Below are 18,971 nucleotides of genomic sequence, written 5' to 3'. Positions count from 1 at the left end.
CTTAGTCCGGCAGTTTGAACGCCATCACATAGTCACCCTGCTTGGTGCCCAGCGAGCCGTGACCGCCAGCCATGACCAGCACGTACTGCTTGCCGTCCTTGCCGGTGTAGGTCATCGGTGTGGTTTGCGCGCCGGCTGGCAGGCGGCCTTCCCACAGCTGCTTGCCGTTTTTCACGTCATAGGCACGCAGGTACTGGTCGAGGGTGCCGCTGAGGAAGGACACGCCACCGGCGGTGGTGAATGTCCCGCCCAGGCTAGGCACGCCCATGGTCAGCGGGATTGGAACCGGCGAGCTGTCGCGCACGGTGCCGTTCTTGTGCATCCAGATGGTCTGGTGGTTGGTCAGGTCGACCGCCGCCACATAACCCCACGCCGGAGCCTGGCACGGCAGGCCCAGAGGCGACAGCAGCGCTTCGAGGATCACGCCGTACGGCGCGCCTTTGTTCGGCTGTACGCCTTCGGTTTCGCTGACGCGTGGACCTTGCTTGGCAATGTCGGCAGCCGGGATCAGTTTCGATTTGAACGCCATGTAGCTTGGGTTCACGAAGGCAATCTGGCGAACCGGGTCGACGGAAATGCCACCCCAGTCGAACACGCCGAAGTTACCTGGGTAAACGATCGAGCCTTGCAGCGATGGCGGGGTGAACGGGCCGTCGTAGCGCATGGATTTGAAATCGATCCGGCACAGCATCTGGTCAAACGGTGTCACGCCCCACATGTCGCGTTCTTTCAACGGCGGCGGCATGAAGTTCAGGTCGGACTTCGGTTGGGTAGGGGAGGTGTGATCACCGGCCACTGCGCCTTGCGGTACAGGGATTTCGTTGATCGGCACCACAGGCTGACCGTTGGTGCGGTCCAGCACGTAGATGCTGCCTTGCTTGGTCGAAGCCATTACCGCCTGCTTGACGCCCTGTGCGGTCTTGATGTCGATCAGGCTAGGCTGGCCGCCCACGTCCATGTCCCACAGGTCATGGTGAGTGAACTGGAAGGTCCACTTCACGTGGCCGCTGTCGATGTCCAGAGCAGTCAGGCCGGCGCTGTATTTTTCCGAATCTTCGGTACGGTCGCCGCCGTATTGGTCAGGCATCTGGTTGCCCATCGGGAGGTAGAGCATGCCGAGTTTTTCATCGACGCTGAACATGGACCACATGTTCGGCGAGTTGCGGGTGTAGGTCTTGCCCTCGGCCAACGGGGTGGTGTCGTCCGGGTTGCCGCTGTCCCAGTTCCACACCAGCTTGCCGGTGTGCACGTCGAACGCGCGGATCACGCCGCTAGGCTCGTCGGTGGAAACGTTGTCGGTCACGTGACCGCCGATCACGACCAGGTTCTTGGTCACGGCCGGTGGCGAGGTGGAGTAGTAACCGCCTGGGGCGAAGCTGCCGATATTGGCACGCAGGTCGACCTGGCCTTTGTCACCGAAGTCTTCACACATTTTGCCGGTGTCGGCATCCAGGGCGATCAGACGGGTGTCGGCAGTCGGTACGAAAATGCGTTTCGGGCAGACGGCGCTGACCGGAGCAGTGCTGGCACTGCCGGTAGGGCTTTGCTCGGAAGCGTACACGGCGTCATCGTGATACGACACGCCACGGCAGGTCATGTGCGCCCAACCTTTGAAGTTCGCGGCACCTTCGGTGCTGATCTTCGGGTCGAAACGCCAGATTTCCTTGCCGGTGTCCGGGTCCAGGGCAATCACCTGGCTGTGCGGCGTGCACACGTAGAGCATGCCGTTGACTTTCAGCGGGGTGTTTTCTGCGGTGGTTTCACCGGGATCGCCTGGGCCAGGGATGTCGCCGGTGCGGAAGGTCCACGCCGGTACCAGCTTGTGAGCGTTTTCCGGGGTGATCTGCGCCAGTGGCGAGTAACGATCACCGAAGGCCGAACGACCGTAGGAGTTCCAGTCGCCATCGGCCTGGGCCGGTGCAGCGCTGGCCATGCCAGGCACGGCGTCGCGGTCGAGCTGACCGGTCTTGACCATTTCACCCGGGTTGGTGAATTGGCTGGCCAGGGCGGCAGCGCCCGCCAGCACCACGGCCACGCTCAGCGCGCCAGTGCCCAGCGGCGCAGGCTGGCCGCGCAGCAACGGACGGCGAAACCACGGCAGCAGCAAGACGATGCCCAAGGCGAACAGCAGGGCCAGGCGCGGCACCAGCTGCCACCAATCCAGGCCGACTTCCCACAGTGCCCACACGGTGCTGGCGAACAGCACCAGTGCGTACAGACCCAGCGCGGCGCGGCGGGTGGCCAGCAGCAAAACGCCGGTGAGGGCGATGCCAATACCGGCCAGCAGGTAGTACAGCGACCCGCCGAGCATGCTCAGCTTGACGCCGCCGGCCAGCAAGGCCAGCCCCATGATCAGCAGCAAGATCCCCAGCAGCCTGGGCAGCAGGCGGCTTGGGCTTGAAGCACCATCAGTGCTCATAGTGTGTTTCTCCGTGACGTTGGAATTATGTAACCCCGTGCTTCACTGTAGATGACGATTCGGCGCGGGCTTGGTTCAGCGTTAATTCAGTTTTTCCGGGGATAAGAGGGTTATCCACAGGCGGGCGATTTATTCCCGTGCGCAGGTCGGTATAAGACAGCGCTGTCTCTGAAGAGGGATAAGTTCGGCAAGGTGGGATCGACCGCAGGCATGAAACGTTTCAGTTTGTTGCGGCAAGGATAAAGCGCCTTCTCGAATTGAGAAAGACTAAATCGAGAGATGCATCATTTCAGTTCTGGTAACAGTGACAGAACGTCGCTGCAAAAATGGCTGCGCAACCCCAATTCCCAAGTTGGATTGAGAGGGTGGTGGCCAGTTGGTTTGTCGTGGCGAGCGGGCTTGCCCCGCGTTGGGCCGCGAAGCGGCCCTGATCAATGAGAAATGCGGTGTGTCAGGTACAGCTCATTGACTGATTTCAGGGCCGCTTCGCAGCCCGACGCGGGGCAAGCCCGCTCGCCACAGGAAGCACTTTTGCTACAAAAAACTGATCCCAAAGGGGGGGGGTCAGAAAGTGGTACGCACTCCAAATTGCACACTGCGCCCCGGCGCCGGTGCGATATCGCGCAGGATCGAGCTGGCATAGCGCACGGTCTGGTTGGTCAGGTTTTCGCCATTGACGAACGCCAGCCACTGACTGGCGCCGACGTTGAAGTGATAACCCGCGCTCGCGCCCAGGGTGGTGTAGCCATCGGTACCGCTCTCGTTACTCGGCACACGCCCCTGGCCTGCCGCATGTTCGACGTCGATCCGCGCCTGCCAGCGGTCCAGTTCCCACAGCAAACCGCTGTTCAAGCGCAGCGGCGCGATACGCGGCAAGGCTTCGCCGGTGTCCAGGTTGGTTGCGCGGGTGTAATCGCCTGACAGCTCCAACGTAAACTTGCCGTAGGCACTTTCGCCGAGTTTCCAGTGATCCTGGGCTTCGAAACCGGCGAAACGTGCACGCACGCCCGAGTACCTGTACTCAGGGATGCCGCCCGCGTCCTCTTCGCCGTCATCGTTCAGCGTACGTCCGGTGCCCAGCAGCCCGATGTAATTGGAGAAGCGGCTGTAGAACACCCCGAAGCTGCCCTTGTGGGTGCCATTGTCGAAACGCAGCGCCAAGTCGCTGGACACGGCTTTTTCTTTTTTCAGGTTGGCATCGCCCAACTCATAAGTGCCGGTGGCGACGTGGGCACCGTTGGCGTACAGCTCGTAGAAGGTCGGCGCGCGCTCGGTGTAGCCCAGGGTCGCAGCCAGGGACCAGACCGGCGTGAGCCTGTACACGGCGCCGGACGACAGGCTGCCGGCGGTGAAGTCATTGGTTTTATCCGCATTGGCGAAGCGCGCATTGCCCTTGGCGTTCGGGTCGACGCTGGTGTGTTCCAGGCGGGCGCCGAGGCTGAGTTTGAGGCGCTCGGTGGCCTGCATGTCTTCGAGGATAAACAGGGCGCCGGCGTTGGTGTCGGTCTGCGGCACGAAGGCTTCTTCGCCCAGGGCCGAGAATTCGTTGCGGGTCACTTGCGCGCCGACCACGCCATCGAATGGGCCAATCGGCTGATGGCGAGCTTCTACGCGCGCCTCGTAACCCTTGTTTTTGAACACCGTGCCGGTTTCGCCGCCTTCGATTTCGCGGTGTTCGTAGTCGGTGTAGCCCGCGTCGAGTTTCACCGAGGTGAACGGGCCCTGCAGGTTGCGGATTTCGGAGGCGAAGGCGTAGTGATCCTGCTTCATGCGGATGCGCACGTCCTGCTCGGCAGGTGAGCCGTAGTTTGCATCGTAGTTGCTGTAGGACAGGCCGGCGTAGCCGTCGTCCCAGGTGTAGGAACCACCCACCGCGCCACCGTCCTGGCGCCCGTCGCTGTTGCCCAGGCGGCCATTTTTGCCGGGGCCATCTTCGGTGTCCGGGGCGTGGCGGCTGCGCGCAAAACCGGGGATTTTCAGGTCGTTGAATTCCCGCGCGTTGGCGTCCAGGTGCAAGGCGAAGGTGCCGTTGCCGGCCTCCAGTTTGCCGGCGCTGCTGCGGGTGGTGTCGGCGCCGCCGTAGCGCAATTCACCGGCACCGTGGATGCCTTCGATGGCTTCGGTGGGGATGCGGTTGTCGAAGGTGTTGACCACGCCGCCAATGGCGCTGCCGCCGTACAGCAGGGCGGCCGGGCCGCGCACGATTTCAATGCGCTCGACGTTGACCGGGTCCAGCGGCACGGCGTGGTCGTAGGACAGTGACGAGGCGTCCAGCGCGCCCACGCCGTTGCGCAGGATACGAATGCGGTCGCCATCCTGGCCCCGAATGATCGGCCGGCTGGCACCCGGGCCGAAGTAGGACGAGGACACGCCCGGTTGCTTGTTCAGGGTTTCGCCGAGGCTGCCTTTTTGTTGCAGGGTCAGGTCATCACCTTCCAGCACTGTGGTCGGTGAGGCGAGCTGTTCGCTGCCCAATGGATTGCCAGTGATGACTTGGGGTTGCAGTTCCAGGGCGTGGGCTTCGGAGCAGATCAGCGCAGCGGCGGCAAGAGGGGTCAAGCGCCAGAGAGAAGAGAGGGACATCGAACATTCCTTGGCAAAACGGCACAAAAAAGAGAAGGCTGAAACGGTATCGGGTCAGTTACTTTTGATATTTATCGTTACAATATAACATCTCTTTTTTCGCTGAAAAGGGGAACTTTTCTCCAGGGTCTATATTCAATGCAGTGCTTCCACCTGTACGCCCCGTCGGCTAAGGTGCGCGGCTGTGTTTCCTCTTAGTGCAAAAGGCCCGGCATGACCGCGACAAGCAACGACCCGCTCCACGGTGTGACCCTGCAACACGTCCTCACCACTCTGGTGGAACACTATGAATGGGCAGGCCTGGCCGAACGCATTGATGTGCGCTGCTTCAAGAGCGATCCGAGCATCAAGTCGAGCCTGACGTTCCTGCGCAAAACCCCATGGGCGCGGGAGAAAGTCGAAGGGTTGTATGTGAAGCTGATGCGTACCAAACGCCCACTGGACTGAGCCCATGAAGCGTTTCATCGCGGCTGCGGCACTGGCCGGCTGGGTAGGGTTGGCGATTCAGCAATACCTGATTTTCTATTCGCGCTGGACGGCGGGCGCCAGCCTGCTGGGCGGGTTGATCAACTTTTTCAGTTTCTTCACGGTGCTGACCAACACGTTGGTGGTGGTGGTGCTCAGCTATGCGCTGGTCAGTCGGGATTCAGCCGCCAAGCGGTTTTTTCTGGCGCCCAGGGTCAGTAGCGCGATTGCTGCGAGCATCGTCGTGGTGAGCCTGGCGTACAGCTTGCTGCTGCGGCATTTGTGGAGCCCCACAGGCTTTCAGTTCGTCGCCGATGAATTGCTGCACGACGTCATGCCGGTGCTGTTTGTGATTTATTGGTGGCGGTGTGTGCCCAAGGGCACGTTGCGTTTCAACCACATCGGCGCCTGGGTGATCTACCCGGTGGTGTACTTCGGCTATGTGCTGCTGCGCGGGCATTTGCTCGGGCAGTATCAGTACCCGTTCATTGATGTGGACACGCTCGGTTATCCACAAGTGTTTGTGAATGCCGGAGGGATTCTGGCGGGGTTTATCGGGATTTCATTGGCAGTGGTGGGGCTGGATAAATGCTTAAAGCCGCCGCGAAACTAAGGGTGGGAGCGGGCAAGTCCGCGCCCACCATTTTGACCTCGATTGGCTTACTCTTCTTCGCTGCCGTCTGCACGCCAGTAACCCACAGCCTTGAGAAACGCTTCATTGACCTGATGCGTGTCCAGCAGCACGCGGCGCACTTGGCGCGACAGCTTGGTTTCCGTCGCCACGAAGGTGTACAGCGAGCCGCTCGGCAGCGTCAGTGTGCGAACGGTCTCTAGCAGGTCGTCCTGGCCGCGTATTACCCAGATCACTTGCACATCGGCGGCACTGTTCAGCACTTGCTGTTCTGCGGCATTGGCGATTTCAATCACCGCCAGCACCTTGCGGCCCGCCGGTAATTCTTCCAGGCGCCGGGCGATGGCGGGCAGGGCGGTTTCATCGCCGATCAACAGGTAACTGTCGAACATATCCGGCACGATCATCGAACCGCGTGGCCCACCGATGTACAGGTGCTGGCCGACCTGCACCTGCTCGGCCCAGGTAGAGGCAGGGCCATCGCCGTGCAGCACGAAATCGATGTCCAGTTCACCGGTGTTCAGGTCGAAACGCCGTGGCGTGTAGTCGCGCATGGCCGGTTGTGGGCCCTCGCCCTTGATGCTGAAATTCGGGCTTTCCAGCGCGGCCTGTTCGGCGGCGTTCTGCGGGAACAGCAGCTTGATGTGGTCGTCGCTGCCCAGGCTGATAAAACCTGCCAGCTCGGGCCCACCCAGAGTGATGCGGCGCATGCGCGGGGTGATGTCGGTCACGCGCAGCACTTCCAGGCGGCGGCGCTTGATCTCGTGGGTGACGCGGTGGATGGCTTGCGTATTCATTGAGCTTTTCCCTGGACTGGTTGAACGGCCGGGCCGTCGACAATGGCTTGGGCGGTGCTGTTGAGCAGCGCCGCGACACGCGCGATTTCTTCCGGGCTCCAGCGCCCGTGGTGCAACTGCAAGGCATGGCGCAGGTTGTGCACCGCCTCATGGATTTCGGGCGGGCGATCATGGCCGCGCAGCGAGCGTTTGCTGACGTCGATGCGCATGCGCACGCCTTCCAGGGCAATCGCCTGCTCACTTAAGGAAAGACGACCAGCGTCGGTAATTGTGTAGCGTTTTTTTCCACCTTCGGTATCGCCGGTCACCAATTCGCTTTCTTCAAGAAAGGTCAAGGTCGGGTAGATCACGCCGGGGCTGGGGCTGTAGGCGCCGTCGAACAGGCCTTCGATCTGACGGATAAGGTCGTAGCCATGGCAGGGCTGTTCGCCGATCAAGGCCAGCAGCAGCAATTTCAGGTCGCCAGGGGCAAACACGCGTGGACCACGACCACCGCGTTCGCGGCCGGGGCGTTTTTCAAAACCGTCACGGCCATCACCGTGGTCGCGTTGGTGGGGATGCTCTCTCATTTTCGCTTTCTCCGCTTTGGTTAAGATACAACGTAAGATATATCTTTGATCGGCGAAAGGCCGAGACGACCAACGGTCGGTGGCCAGCGGTCTGGTCTTTTCAAGACAGCGGCCAGAGGTGTGAATGACAGGTAGAGTTAATACTCAGCTTTTTAAGCGTCGATGTTTATCCGCAACATGACTGTTGTGGTACTGTTCTGACGGACTTTTATTCCACAGTTAAGTTGCGAATATAGCCGTGTAGTCCTGTTCTTACGGATCAATTAAAAGTTTTGGCAATGTGCCATCTTTTTCCCTCAAACATTATTAATTAAAGCCACAGGCGTATAAGAAATGGCGGGCATCCTGGTTATTTGAATTGCTTGATCATTACCGTGCTTTTCAAACATTGATAAGCGCGTAATGCCCTTCGCACGTTGTGCAGTGTCTTGTGTTCAACGTTCAGCGATATAACTCAATGCAAATAACAGGTGTCGACTATGTTCAAGAAGTTCGCAATTGCTGCCCCTTTGGCTGCCATGGCGCTGTCCTCCATGGCGTTCGCGGCCGGTGAGGCCAATCACACTGTCAATATCAAGGCGAGCATCCCGACCACCGTGTTCCATGTGCAGCCGCGCGACCCTAACTGGGGCCGTGACGAGGCCATGTCGTATAACCTGGCCAATGGCGAGTTGGCGTCGTTGTCCGCGGTCTACGACATGCGCAACACCAACGGGTCTATTCACGCCTATATCGACGGCGGCCCGGCAGTGCTGTTCAACGGTGATGCCACGCAAAACATTCCACTGACGGCCACCTTGAATGGCGTGGTGCTCAGCGGCACGCCTCAGGAAGTTGTCAACGAAGCTGATTCCACACCGGGCCTGGGCGCCGTACTGCGTATCGACGCCGCCAAACCTTCGGCGAATCAGCGTGGCAATTACACCAGCGTTATGCCGCTGGTATTTGACGCGGTGCTGCCAGCTCTTTGACGCCAATGAGTGCCCCTTGAGCCTCGCGCTCGTGGGCATCGCGTCAGCAGGCCGGCCGGTTGTTCAGGGGCCGCCGGCCTGATTTTCATTCTTGTCATTTGGCATTCAGAGTATGTGTTCATGTTCCCGATGACTCCCATCGCGGCGGCGCTTGCGCTTTTTTTTTGTATGGGTGCCCTGGCGGCGCCGAATTCCGGTGTTGAAAATCCTGGCAGTCTGATCGCTCAGGCCCAAGGCTTGCCCGCCGGGTTCAGTGATCACTTCTTCGATGTACCGCTGGCCGTGCGGGTCGATCTTGACCAGCAGTTACTCGGCGAGGCGTTAATCGTGTTGTCCCGGGATGACCGCGTAACCCTGCTCGAATTTACCGACGTGGGCGACAGCAAAGTTCCACTGGCGACCCGCGACACCTGGCAGGCCATCCTTGAAAAGGGTGTGGCGCTGGGCGCGTGCAGCCAGGCGTGCCCCGCGCAGATGCTGTCTACCCACTACAGCCTCGAGAGCTCGCAGCTTTCGATCATCACGCAAAACGTCGAACGCGCCGACGACGCCCCGCGCTACTACGCGCAGCCGGAAGGCGGCAGCCGTGGCTTGATCGTCAACAATCAACTGAACCTCAATGGCGGCCAGGACGAAGACCTGGGCGGGCGTTACGGTTTGCAGGCGAGCGCCAGCCTGGGCAATTGGAGCCAAGTGTTCAACCTGCAGCTGGCCCGCCAGAGCGGCGACGAAGAGCACCTGCGCCACGCGATCCACGAGCTGTATACCCAGCGCGAGCTCGAAGGGCGTTTTCTGCGCCTGGGCCATTTCACGCCCAATTCCGATGGCCTGACCCGACAGCTGCGCAGTTTTGGCGCCAGCCCCGACACGGCCCTGGGCGTGATGTACGGCAGCTCCGACACGTTGGCAATCAACAACGCCAAGGCCAGCGTCTATCCGATCTACGTCACGGCCAACCGTCAGGCTTCCGTGGAGATCTACCGCAATGGCCTGCTGCTCAACAGCCAGTCAGTGGCGGCCGGCCTGCAGACGCTCGACACCCGCCCACTGCCCGGCGGTATTTACGAGGTGGAAGTGCGCCTGGTGGAAGACGGCATGACGGTCAGTACCTCCCAGGAGCTGGTGTACAAACCGAGCAACTGGCGCAACGCCGAGGACCGCTGGCGCTACAACGTGTTTGCCGGCAGGGAAACCAAATTATTCAGCAACTGGGACGACCAGGCCTCCGGCGCCATCACCACCGGCGCTTCCGTCAACTACCTGTTGCACCCGCGGGTGATTCTCGGGTTGTCGGCACGTGAAGTGCGTGAGCAATTGCAATACGGCGGTTCGGTGGACTGGACCGTCGCCAATAACACCAGCGTCTACGCCAACGTGTATGAGACACAGGAACACGGCACCGGGATGGACCTGCAGGCGCTTTATACGCTGGGCACCACCAACCTGGTGTTCAGCCACAACCGCAGCTGGCTCGACACCCGCGACACCTATGACACGCTGCCCGACGGCACGCGGTTGCGGCGCAATACCTTTGTCGGCGAAACCAGCAACACCGCGTTGTCGGTCAACCACCGTGTCGATGCGCTCAACTCCTGGAACGTGCGCCTGTCCCACAGCCAGGGCAATGTCGTGGGCGCCGGCCTGGACCTGGGCTGGAACCGGCGCAGCACCCTGATGGGCAGCGACGCCAACTGGCGCTTCTCGGCGTTCGACCGGCCGGGCACCAACGGTACTGACGATCAGCGCAACCGTGGCATCGACATCACCTTGAGCCTGGCGCTGGGTACCGACGGCCGCCAAGTGTCCGGCAGTGTCGGCACTCGCACGGCGCGTGATGGCGGCCGTGACAACAATGCCTCGGTCACCTTTCGCCAGGACCTCACCGACCACCTGCTGCAAAGCGTCTCGGCCACTGCCATCACCGACACTTATGGCGTCGGCCTGTCGGGCACGGCCAGCTTCAGTACCGACACGGTCAGCGGCGACGGCTTCCTGCAGCGCAGCTCGTTCAACAATAAATTCACCGGCGGCCTGAACCTCAACAGCACGTTCGTGGCCGGCGCCGACAAGGCGCTGCTCACCAGCCAGTACCACGGCACGGGCGCGGGCATGATCATCGATGTCGAGACTGACCTCGACGCCATCACCCTGCGCGCCGATGACTTCAGTGGCGGTGGCGCGGTATTGCGCCCCGGTCGCAATTTTGTGCCGCTGGCCGCCTACAAAAGCAGCAGCGTCAACTTCGATTTCGACGGCAATCATCCGCCCGCCGCCAACATCCAGCCGCCGCGCACTACGTATCACTTGAACAAGGGCGGGGTGGACTACCGCAAGGTCACCGTGCTGAAAACCGTGTCGGTGCTGGGGCGTCTGCTCGATGCCCAGGGTCGGCCGCTCAAGGGGCATCACGTGATCAACCACGCCAGCCGTGGGGTCAGCGAGGTGGACGGATTCTTCTCGATGGAAATGAGCGCCAGCTCACCCACCCTGCAAGTGCGCTACCAGAACCAGTTGCTTTGCCAGTTCCGCCTCGACCCGGCCAACGCCCCGAATGAAAACGATGTGCTGATGATCGGCGACCTGCGTTGCACCCCCGACACGCTGGCCGACGCCAACTTCAACGTGGAAACCGCCGGCTGATGGCTGCCCGCACTTTTGAACCGGAGAATGTATGAAGTCAGTCGCTGCAACCAGAAGCGCCTTGGGGCCGTGCCGTGCGCTGGCCCTGATCATGGGTTTGTTCAGCACACCGGCGCAGGCGTTTGTCGAGGAGATTACCGCCGTGTTCCGTCCCGATCCGGGCAACCCGATGGTCAACAAATTCGAGAACACCACGCCGGAAAGCGGAATTTGCCCCGGGCATATTCCCGCGCGGTGCAAGGCGATGAATATTTTCACCATTCGCAGGCCCTTCTCGGCGGCGTCAAGCGGGCCCGTGCTGGCTTATGCCGAGCCGCGCAAAGGCGCTTATTTCAAAGTGCCCTCAACCTGGCGAGACCTGCAGGTAACCCACCAGGCGACCGGTGAAACCGAGACGGTCCAGATGCGTATTGCCGGTGTGGGCGCGCGCTGGGATGTCACCTACCCACCGGGGGTCAGTGGCTGGGCGACGACAGGCATGCCTCAGTGGGCTTACTACTGGCAGCATGCGCCAGCGCCTTGCCAGGGCGTGAATTACCTGGCGGCCTCGCCGTCCTTTGCGTTGTTTTTCTGGATCGTCCCCGAGAATGCCGGTGCCTGCAGTGTGACGGCCGGCACTGACATACCCTGGATGTACTACAGCAATTTTGAATACGCCTACGAACTCAGGACCCCGAACCCGCTCAACATGAGGTCCGGTGATTACGCCGGCAGCCTCACCTACACCTTCGGGCCAGGCGGGGATTTCGACATCGGCGATGTGATGCAAACCAGCGAAACCGTCGCCACCTTCAATTTTCGGCTGAGCGTGGAACACGCGCTCAAGGTCGATATCCCGCCCGGTGGCAACCGTGTCGAATTGATCCCCCAGGGCGGCTGGCAAGCCTGGCTCAACCAGGGGCGGGCACCGGCGCGTTTGTACCGCGACCAGACGTTCCGCATCGCCAGCAGCTCACGTTTCAAGATGCAGCTCGAATGCTCGATCGTCATGGGCAACACCTGCGGGCTGCGCAATGCCGAGGGTGATGAAGTGCCGCTGCAGGTCGCGGTGACCTTGCCCAGCGGCCTGGTCGATCAATACGCACAAACGGTGAACAAACTCGCGCTGCGCCTGGATGGCGTGGGCAGCGAGCTGTTTCAGCCGTTGCATTACATCAATGACCGGCCCGGCACCCTGCACTTCGAAGTACAGCGAGACGACATGAGCGAAATGCTCAAGCGGCCCGGGAGTACCTATTCGGGCGTGGTGACCGTGGTCTGGGATTCGCAGGTCTAGACGGTCATCCGCATTCCCGGCCCGTGGGTATCGCGCGGGCCGTGTTCAATTAACGAGGCGTAATCAAACATGAAACAGGCAGTGTTATCGATCGGGTTGTTGCTTTGTGCTCTCGGCGCCCAGGCGGCCCCGGCGATCAACGTCGGGGTGGTGTATGACTACCTCGAGCAGGATCGCAGTTCCTATCTCAAGCGCGTGTCTAACACCGGCACGAGCACGGCGTTCATCCGCGTCGATGTGCTGGAGATCGTCTACAACGCCGATGGCACCCATCGCGAGGTGCCGGTTGCATCGCTCACCGACAGCGATGGCAATACCACCCGGCGCGACGGCCTGATGGCGAGCCCGGCGCGGCTGATCGTACCGGCCAACGGGCGCCAGGGCACGCGCCTGTTGTACATGGGGCCGAGGGACAAGGAGCGTTATTTCCGCGTGCGCTTTATTCCCGTAGTGCCGGAGAAGGACGATAACTTCGCGATCACCGACGAAGAACGGGCCGACTACAAGGACAGCCTCGCGGCCGGAATCAACGTCATGGCGGGTTACGGCACGGTGTTTTTCGTGCGGCCCAAAGACACGCGTTTCGATACGCAGATCAACCAGACAGGCAACCAATACCAGCTGCGTAACAACGGCAACAGCGTGGTGGTGCTGGATGAGTTTCGTGACTGTTCGCTTACCGCAAAAAGCGACTGCCTGCCGACCACCAAGCATCACATCCTGCCGGGGCGCCAGTTGGTGTTCGAGAAAAAAACCGACCGCACCTACGGCTTTCAATTGATTGAAGGGCAGAACAAAAAACCGGTCACAGTCAACAGCAACGGGTGATGACGATGTTCAAGCAACTCACAAGGCTGACGCTGTTTGCAGTGCTGGTATTGGTGGCCGCCCAGGCCTGGGCGATTGAGTCCCGTCACGCGTTCGATGTCTCGGTGACGATTCCTGTGCACGAGGCCTACGTGCTGCCTTCCGAGCCCGATTGGATGGGGCATGATCAAGTGCTTGCCTGGAACCTGGTGACCTCTGAGCTGAGCCGCCTGCGCAAGAATTTTGATGTTAAAAACCTCACCGGCGCGGTTGCCGCGCGGCTGGGGGCCGAGCCGTATCTGTACAGCGGCCACCAGCGGATTGATCTGCAGGTGCTGTTCAACAAGGTGCCGCTGACCCTTGAGAGTACCGAAGTCGTCAACGCCGCCGAGGCGCGCGTGGGCCGGCGCGCGGAGTTGGAAATCGCCGCGATCAAGCCCGTCGACGGCTACGTGGCCGGGGACTATTACGGCACGGTGCACATCGTGTTCGACTTCCTCGCACCGTGAGTTGACCGTGCACCGGTAACGGTTGACCGCCACTTGCCCACAGGCACGCCTTCGCGGGTTGGTTTTATCGAGTCACCGACCCGTTTCAAGCGTCGGGACGGTGGCGAGAACAACCTGCCCGCGCCATCGCCACCTTCTTCAACGGGAACGGTTGCTGCGCCCCGTCGCGTCGTTGAGCGCCCGGCGCGTCAGACGGCGCATCCATTCCTGTTCGTTGTAGCCCAGGTCGTTGAGCAGGCGGTTGTACTGCGCGTCGTCCATGGGCTCGTCGGTGAACACCACGCTTTCGGGCACCTGCACCGCCTCGGCCAAGTGCTTGAGCGATGCGCGAAGGCGCTCGCGTTCGGGCTCCGGCAACGCCTGGGCATTGGCCCATTGCGCCTGCGCTGTTTGCAGATCATCCAGCGCCAGGAAGCGCTCGCCGTACTCACGCTCGTTGTCACGGTACTGGCTGTCGTAAGTGTCACGCAGGTGCTGTTCCCACCAGGGTTCGAGCAGCATCTGGTTGACCAGTCCGTCGCCTTCATCCAGCGCCAGCACCGCGCTGTAGGCTTGCTCGATCTGGGCGGCGCTGACCGCCGCGTTGACCCGGTAAAGCATGTGATCACTCAGCCAGGGCAGGTCGAGACGGCTGGCGAGGGCGGTTTGGTAGGCCAGGTGAATGTCCACCTCATCAACCTCGCCGGGCACCCCGTCGCGCACTTGCGATCTGAACCGCTGCCCAAGCCCGCCCTCGGCCACCGGGCGCAGGCGTCGGGCGATTTCCTGGCCCACGGCCTTCGCCAGTTGTTTGAGGTGGGCGCTGCCTTTGGCCAGCGTGACGAGGCAGCTTTCCAGCTCGGCGGCGGTTGCGGTATCCCGCCGGATCTCGCTGACCATGACCTCGATCCCCATTTCAATGAAAATCTGCGCCCCGGCATCCGGGCACAGGCCGGGAAAACTGGCCATCTTGAACAGGCGCTCACGCAGCTCGGTATCGTCATAGGCCGCCCACAGCAGGCGCCATACCTGCTGGGTCAGCAGTGGGCGGTTGACGGTGTAGCGTTGGCGGTCGGCGTCAGTTTCAAAAATGCCCTCGATCTCCAGCGCTTCAATGACTTCAAAAAAGCCCTGGGAACCCTGTTCCTGCTCCACCGCTTGCCACAGGGCTTGAGCGTCCTGAAGGTCGGCGCCTTGCAGGTCCTGCATCCAGAACGCGTTGTGCCCAAGCGGCTCATACGTGCGGTTGGGATCAAGGCCTGCGGCCATGCGTAAAGCTTCATAGCGCAGGCGTTGCTCGTCCCTCAGGGTGCGCCGATCCAGGCGTGCGCGGGCTACCACTCTGCCCTGCGCGGAACCGGCTGCGACCTCGGGCAGGCGGTTGATCCGGGTGCCGCGCAGGTCGAGTACAAAGGCGTCATTGCGCGGGTGTGCGAACAACCCTTCGGGCCAGGTAGCCAGGTGCGTGCCGCTGAGGTAAAGCAGGCGCAACCCGGGCATATGGCTGATGTCGGGCGCCAGCGTCAACGGGTTGTTGCTCAGGTCGAGGCTCTTCAGGCGCCGCAGTTTTTTTAACCGCGCCACGTCCTCCGTCGTCAGTGCAAGTCTGTTGCCTGCCAGTTTTAACGCCTTGAGAAAACGCATCTGTTCCAGCGCCTGAGGCACCTGCGTGAGGCGATTGTCAGCCAGGTTGAGGCCACGCAAGGACGGGAAGTACTTGAGGAAGTCACTGTGGCGCTCGCCGAAGCCGCACTGGCTGGCGTCCAGAGATGTCACGTGCTCGAAACTGGCGCTCAGCGTGGGGAGCCTGGGCGGCAGGCGCAAGCCCTTGAAGTTGAGTGCGGCGCCTTGCTGGACAGCGCCGCGGCCGTCCGTGTATTCAGCAAACCGGTCACCCCAGCAGCGCATGATCAGGTGGGCCAGGTGCTTTCTGGACACCCGTACTTCGTGATTATCGGCGGCGTCGGTGACGCCGAGGATGACGGAGTTCTGCCAGTTCATCAGGTCCACATGCAGTTGCTGTTTTTCCACCACCAGCGTGTTCAGGGTAGTGCGCAGTTGTGCCTGGGGAATCTCTTCCAGAAATCGGTTCAAGCGCGCTTCGCTCAAGCTTGGGAACAACAGTTGCAGGGTTTGCCGGGCGTGCTCGGTGTGGGTTCGCGCGGGTGACGCGGAGCAGCGGCTGGCCGCCGGCCCACCCAGCAGGCGGCTGGTTTCGCGGCCCTGGACCATCGGTACGGGCGGTTGCGCGAGGACTTTGCGGCGCTCGGCCATGGACGCCACGCGCTGTTTGAGCCATTGCTTGAGCGTTTCACCTTCGCCCGTTTGCACACCCAATGCGTCGCGCCGGTCAGCGGGCAGGGCTTGCAGGATCGCCTCGTAAAGGTCGATGAGCGCTGACGGCCGTGAAGTTGTCGGGTCGAGTACTGCATAGCCGCGCGCCTTGCGAATCAGCACGCGTGTGGTCTCGGCTGTCGCCGGCCCGGCCTCACACAGCACGCGACCGGTTACCGCCTTTTCGCGGATTTCGATGCGCAACCGAGCAAACGTGTCGCTGTGAACCTTCAAGGTGTTGAGCACCAGTCTCTCGGTCGGGGTCGGCAGCGGCGAAGGCCAGTCAAACCCCTGAAAGGCCAGCACCGATTGGTTGGCAAACCCCAATTCACGCGCCTGGTTATGCAGGCGCAGCGGCAGTTGTCGTTGGGCGAGCGCCTGGCGTTCTTCGCCGGTGGCGCTGCCGAGCAGGGCAATGGCGGCGTTGGAGTCCAGGTACTCGAACGGCTTGCGCAGGGTTGCAAGGCTGGGCTTGTCGGTGATTTCCCGGGTCTTGTAGACCTTGTCGGCAATCTCGGGGGCGTTGCTGAGCACCCGGTCGGCCAATTGATCGCGCAGGGTGGTGAGCCGAAGGTCCTTGGGGACATCGCCGTTGAGCATGTTGCGTAGCGCGGCGTCGTCGAGAAAAGCCAGCACCTGTTCAGGCAGGGTCCCGGACAGCGTCTGAGACAGGCTCAAGGTCAGCGTCCTGGCCTGGGTCGCGTTGACGTTGCCGAAGGTGAGCGCCGGTCCGGACAGATCATCATTGAGGCACACCTTCAGGGCGTGGTCTTGTGGCCAGCCGGGCAGCTCGGTGATGAGCTGTGGGAACCAATCCGATGACGGCCCGTTTGGCAGCGGCGCGCCTGTACGAACCTTACGACTGATGGCTTCGGGATAGCGCTGGGCTTCAAGGCGGCCAAGGCTGGCGGCCAACAGCGGCGGCAGCGGCTGGTTGTAGAGGTGCATCGCGCGCAGCACGTCCTCATCGGTGCCGCTGGCGATGCGCAAGTCGGCCAGTTGCTGGTCGCTGAAGTCTTGTACGCGCGGGCCAATTCGGCGCATCAGGGTCTGGCTGTCCCAGCGTTGCGGCTGTTCGCCCTCGTGCAAAAACGCGCCGTCGGCATTGAACCTCACCCAGGGCTGATACGCCTGTTCACGCGTCGGGTGCACCACGCGGTGCTCGTCGGCCCTGGCATCGTGGCGCACGCGATAATGCCGGTCCTCCAGCGGCAACAGGGTTTTGTCCGTGGGCCCCTGGGTGCTGGATTGGGCGTAGGGTGCAAGGTCCGGGTTCCACAGTTTGAGCGTGCCGTCAGCCTGTTGCACCGGGTGCAGGCCTTCGACGAACGCCGACAGTTTGAGGCGCGCGACCTCGCCGATTTTTCCCGCACCGGCAAACAAGGCGAGCTGAATCAGGTTTTCAGCCACTCCCAACACATGCTCGCCAGCCTCCTGTGCATTGCCCTGGGCCCAATCGAGGAGGCCTTCGAACACGTCGTCGCACAGTTGATAGGCGCTGTAGGCCAGCATCAATTGGCCCACTACCGGCACAAAAGGAGTGACCACCAGCAAGGCTGCATTGAGGACGTCCGAGAGTATCTGCTCGAGGTTGTCCCACCAGGCCCAGCGGGCCAGCCGGTCGACGTAGGCCGTGGATACCGCCAGCTCGCGGGCGTCGTTGACAATCTTGTTGAGCTTGACCCGGTGCAGGTAGTTCCACAGGTCGTCTCGCGCCGGGTCGGCGGCGCGGTTGGGGTAATCCCGGTCAATGTCCAGCAGGCGCAATGGCAGGTGTGCACGCGACTGCAACCGCGAGAAAAACACGCCGCGCTCGGCGTGCGCGACAAATTGACTGAAAAACGCCTGGTACGCCGGGCCGCTGTGCAATTGACGCGTCAGCTCTTCGACGAAAGCAATCGGCGAAGGGTACTGCTTGAGCGGATGCTCGGGGTCCTGGGGCACCCAGACAATCAGCCGTCCACGGGCGGAGCCCTGCTCTGCAGGCGTGGCGAACAGCACAATCCCGCTCAGTTGGCAGCCTGCCAGGCTCAGGGTATGACACTTCAAGGGGTGGCCATCGAGTGACAGGCCCAGCGGCGTGGCGATGAACCTCAGCAACGCGTGATGGGCGTCGTTTGCCAGGTGACCGCTGTGCAGGCCCAGATGGGCACTGCTGCGCAAATCCGCCTTGAGCTGGCTGACCACTTCGTCGCGCACGGTGCGGGCCAGCGCCGGCTGATCGAACCCCAGCGCGGCTTGAAGGCGGGCCTGGTAAAGGCCGCCGATGTCCAGGGACCGACACACGGCCTTGAAGCGCTGCGCCGTGAGTAGCGGCCCACCGGGCCGGCCCCGTATCGACAGGCTGTCGCGCTGCCCACGCGCGTCTTCCGGGCCCAGGAAGGCGTGGTCGACGAAGGTGTCGCCGGCGGCGAAGTTATGCAGGGCCATGTCCAGCAACGACAGGGTTTTGCTCTGTACGCCTCGGCTGACGTCAATCACCCACCAGGCATTGGAGGCGTCTACGTACACCCGCAGCCAGGTGTTGCGCACATCGACCTCGCCGTAGTGCGTGAACAGCGCTTGCTTGAGCAGCGGCTCGGCAAAGGCGCGCAAGTCGTTGAGCGGGCCGAGGCGTTTGTCCAGCGGCGCCTGGGCGTGCCAATGGTCAGCCACGGCGCGCTTGAGTGACACGTGCTGCGCCGGCGAGGTATCGGGGTAAGGCGCCGCAGATGGAAGACCCTGGTGTTTGAGCGCGCCAATTCGCGCCGCTGTGGTGCCCTTTACCCAAGCGGGCAATGCGTTCTGGATCAACTCGAAATGACGGCCCTGGAACGGCAGGGCGCAGGAATCGGTAGGCATGGTGTGAACCTGAACAGAGAGTGGAGACTCCCTGAGTCTATTCACGCGTCGAGACTAAAATAAGCTTTAAAAATAGTGGTTTACGCGGGTTTTAAGGCGCGTAACGGTCAACAATTCGAGGGTGAAAAATACATAACTGACACCCTGGAT

General features: G+C 61.8%; 12 protein-coding genes. 7 read left to right on the top strand and 5 right to left on the bottom strand.

From position 1 onward, the window contains the following. Position 1: 1 nt before the first annotated feature. Together AACU78_RS01340 and AACU78_RS01335 are read right to left on the bottom strand one after the other, a co-directional pair. The gene (locus AACU78_RS01340; RefSeq protein ID WP_106579445.1) at positions 2 to 2,419 is read right to left on the bottom strand and encodes a glucose/quinate/shikimate family membrane-bound PQQ-dependent dehydrogenase; all 2,418 of its coding nucleotides are present in this window, start codon (positions 2,417 to 2,419) and stop codon (positions 2 to 4) included. 564 nt (positions 2,420 to 2,983) lie between these two features. Then, the gene (locus tag AACU78_RS01335; protein ID WP_106579444.1) at positions 2,984 to 5,002 is read right to left on the bottom strand and encodes a TonB-dependent receptor; all 2,019 of its coding nucleotides are present in this window, start codon (positions 5,000 to 5,002) and stop codon (positions 2,984 to 2,986) included. A gap of 213 nt (positions 5,003 to 5,215) precedes the next feature. Here AACU78_RS01335 and AACU78_RS01330 point away from each other — a divergent pair, with 213 nt between their 5' ends. Beyond that, on the top strand, positions 5,216 to 5,449 hold the full coding sequence (locus tag AACU78_RS01330) for a VF530 family protein (protein ID WP_048720273.1): 234 nt from the start codon (positions 5,216 to 5,218) through the stop codon (positions 5,447 to 5,449). 4 nt (positions 5,450 to 5,453) lie between these two features. After that, positions 5,454 to 6,080 (top strand): Pr6Pr family membrane protein, encoded by a 627-nt coding sequence (locus AACU78_RS01325; protein WP_106579443.1) that lies wholly within the window; start codon positions 5,454 to 5,456, stop codon positions 6,078 to 6,080. Positions 6,081 to 6,127: 47 nt separating this feature from the next. Here AACU78_RS01325 and AACU78_RS01320 read toward each other — a convergent pair whose 3' ends face one another. Both AACU78_RS01320 and AACU78_RS01315 read right to left on the bottom strand, forming a co-directional pair. Next, positions 6,128 to 6,895, bottom strand: coding sequence for a siderophore-interacting protein (locus AACU78_RS01320; RefSeq protein WP_106579442.1), 768 nt, complete (start codon positions 6,893 to 6,895; stop codon positions 6,128 to 6,130). Then, on the bottom strand, positions 6,892 to 7,464 hold the full coding sequence (locus tag AACU78_RS01315) for a PadR family transcriptional regulator (RefSeq protein ID WP_106579441.1): 573 nt from the start codon (positions 7,462 to 7,464) through the stop codon (positions 6,892 to 6,894). Before AACU78_RS01315 ends, AACU78_RS01320 begins: the two co-directional genes overlap by 4 nt. 479 nt (positions 7,465 to 7,943) lie before the next feature. Here AACU78_RS01315 and AACU78_RS01310 point away from each other — a divergent pair, with 479 nt between their 5' ends. From AACU78_RS01310 to AACU78_RS01290, 5 genes are all read left to right on the top strand, one after another. Further along, a complete protein-coding gene (locus tag AACU78_RS01310; RefSeq protein ID WP_106579440.1) occupies positions 7,944 to 8,435 on the top strand; it encodes a CS1 type fimbrial major subunit in 492 nt (163 codons plus the stop codon). 120 nt (positions 8,436 to 8,555) lie between these two features. Next, the gene (locus tag AACU78_RS01305) at positions 8,556 to 11,075 is read left to right on the top strand and encodes a TcfC E-set like domain-containing protein (protein ID WP_106579439.1); all 2,520 of its coding nucleotides are present in this window, start codon (positions 8,556 to 8,558) and stop codon (positions 11,073 to 11,075) included. A gap of 31 nt (positions 11,076 to 11,106) precedes the next feature. Continuing rightward, positions 11,107 to 12,351, top strand: coding sequence for a hypothetical protein (locus AACU78_RS01300; protein ID WP_106579438.1), 1,245 nt, complete (start codon positions 11,107 to 11,109; stop codon positions 12,349 to 12,351). Positions 12,352 to 12,420: 69 nt separating this feature from the next. Beyond that, positions 12,421 to 13,179, top strand: coding sequence for a pilus assembly protein (locus AACU78_RS01295; protein ID WP_106579437.1), 759 nt, complete (start codon positions 12,421 to 12,423; stop codon positions 13,177 to 13,179). Positions 13,180 to 13,184: 5 nt separating this feature from the next. Beyond that, positions 13,185 to 13,667 carry a CS1 type fimbrial major subunit gene (locus AACU78_RS01290; protein ID WP_106579578.1) on the top strand — a complete coding sequence of 161 codons (483 nt, stop codon included), beginning with the start codon at positions 13,185 to 13,187 and terminating at the stop codon, positions 13,665 to 13,667. A gap of 138 nt (positions 13,668 to 13,805) precedes the next feature. Here the strand turns inward: AACU78_RS01290 and AACU78_RS01285 are convergent, their stop codons facing one another. Further along, positions 13,806 to 18,821: a dermonecrotic toxin domain-containing protein gene (locus tag AACU78_RS01285; RefSeq protein WP_106579436.1), complete on the bottom strand. Its 5,016-nt coding sequence runs from the start codon at positions 18,819 to 18,821 to the stop codon at positions 13,806 to 13,808. Between the last annotated feature and the right edge of the window lie 150 nt (positions 18,822 to 18,971).

The sequence above is a fragment of the Pseudomonas sp. R9.37 genome (genome assembly GCF_963878885.1).
Lineage (GTDB): Bacteria > Pseudomonadota > Gammaproteobacteria > Pseudomonadales > Pseudomonadaceae > Aquipseudomonas.
This window is presented reverse-complemented; position numbering and strand designations above follow the sequence as displayed.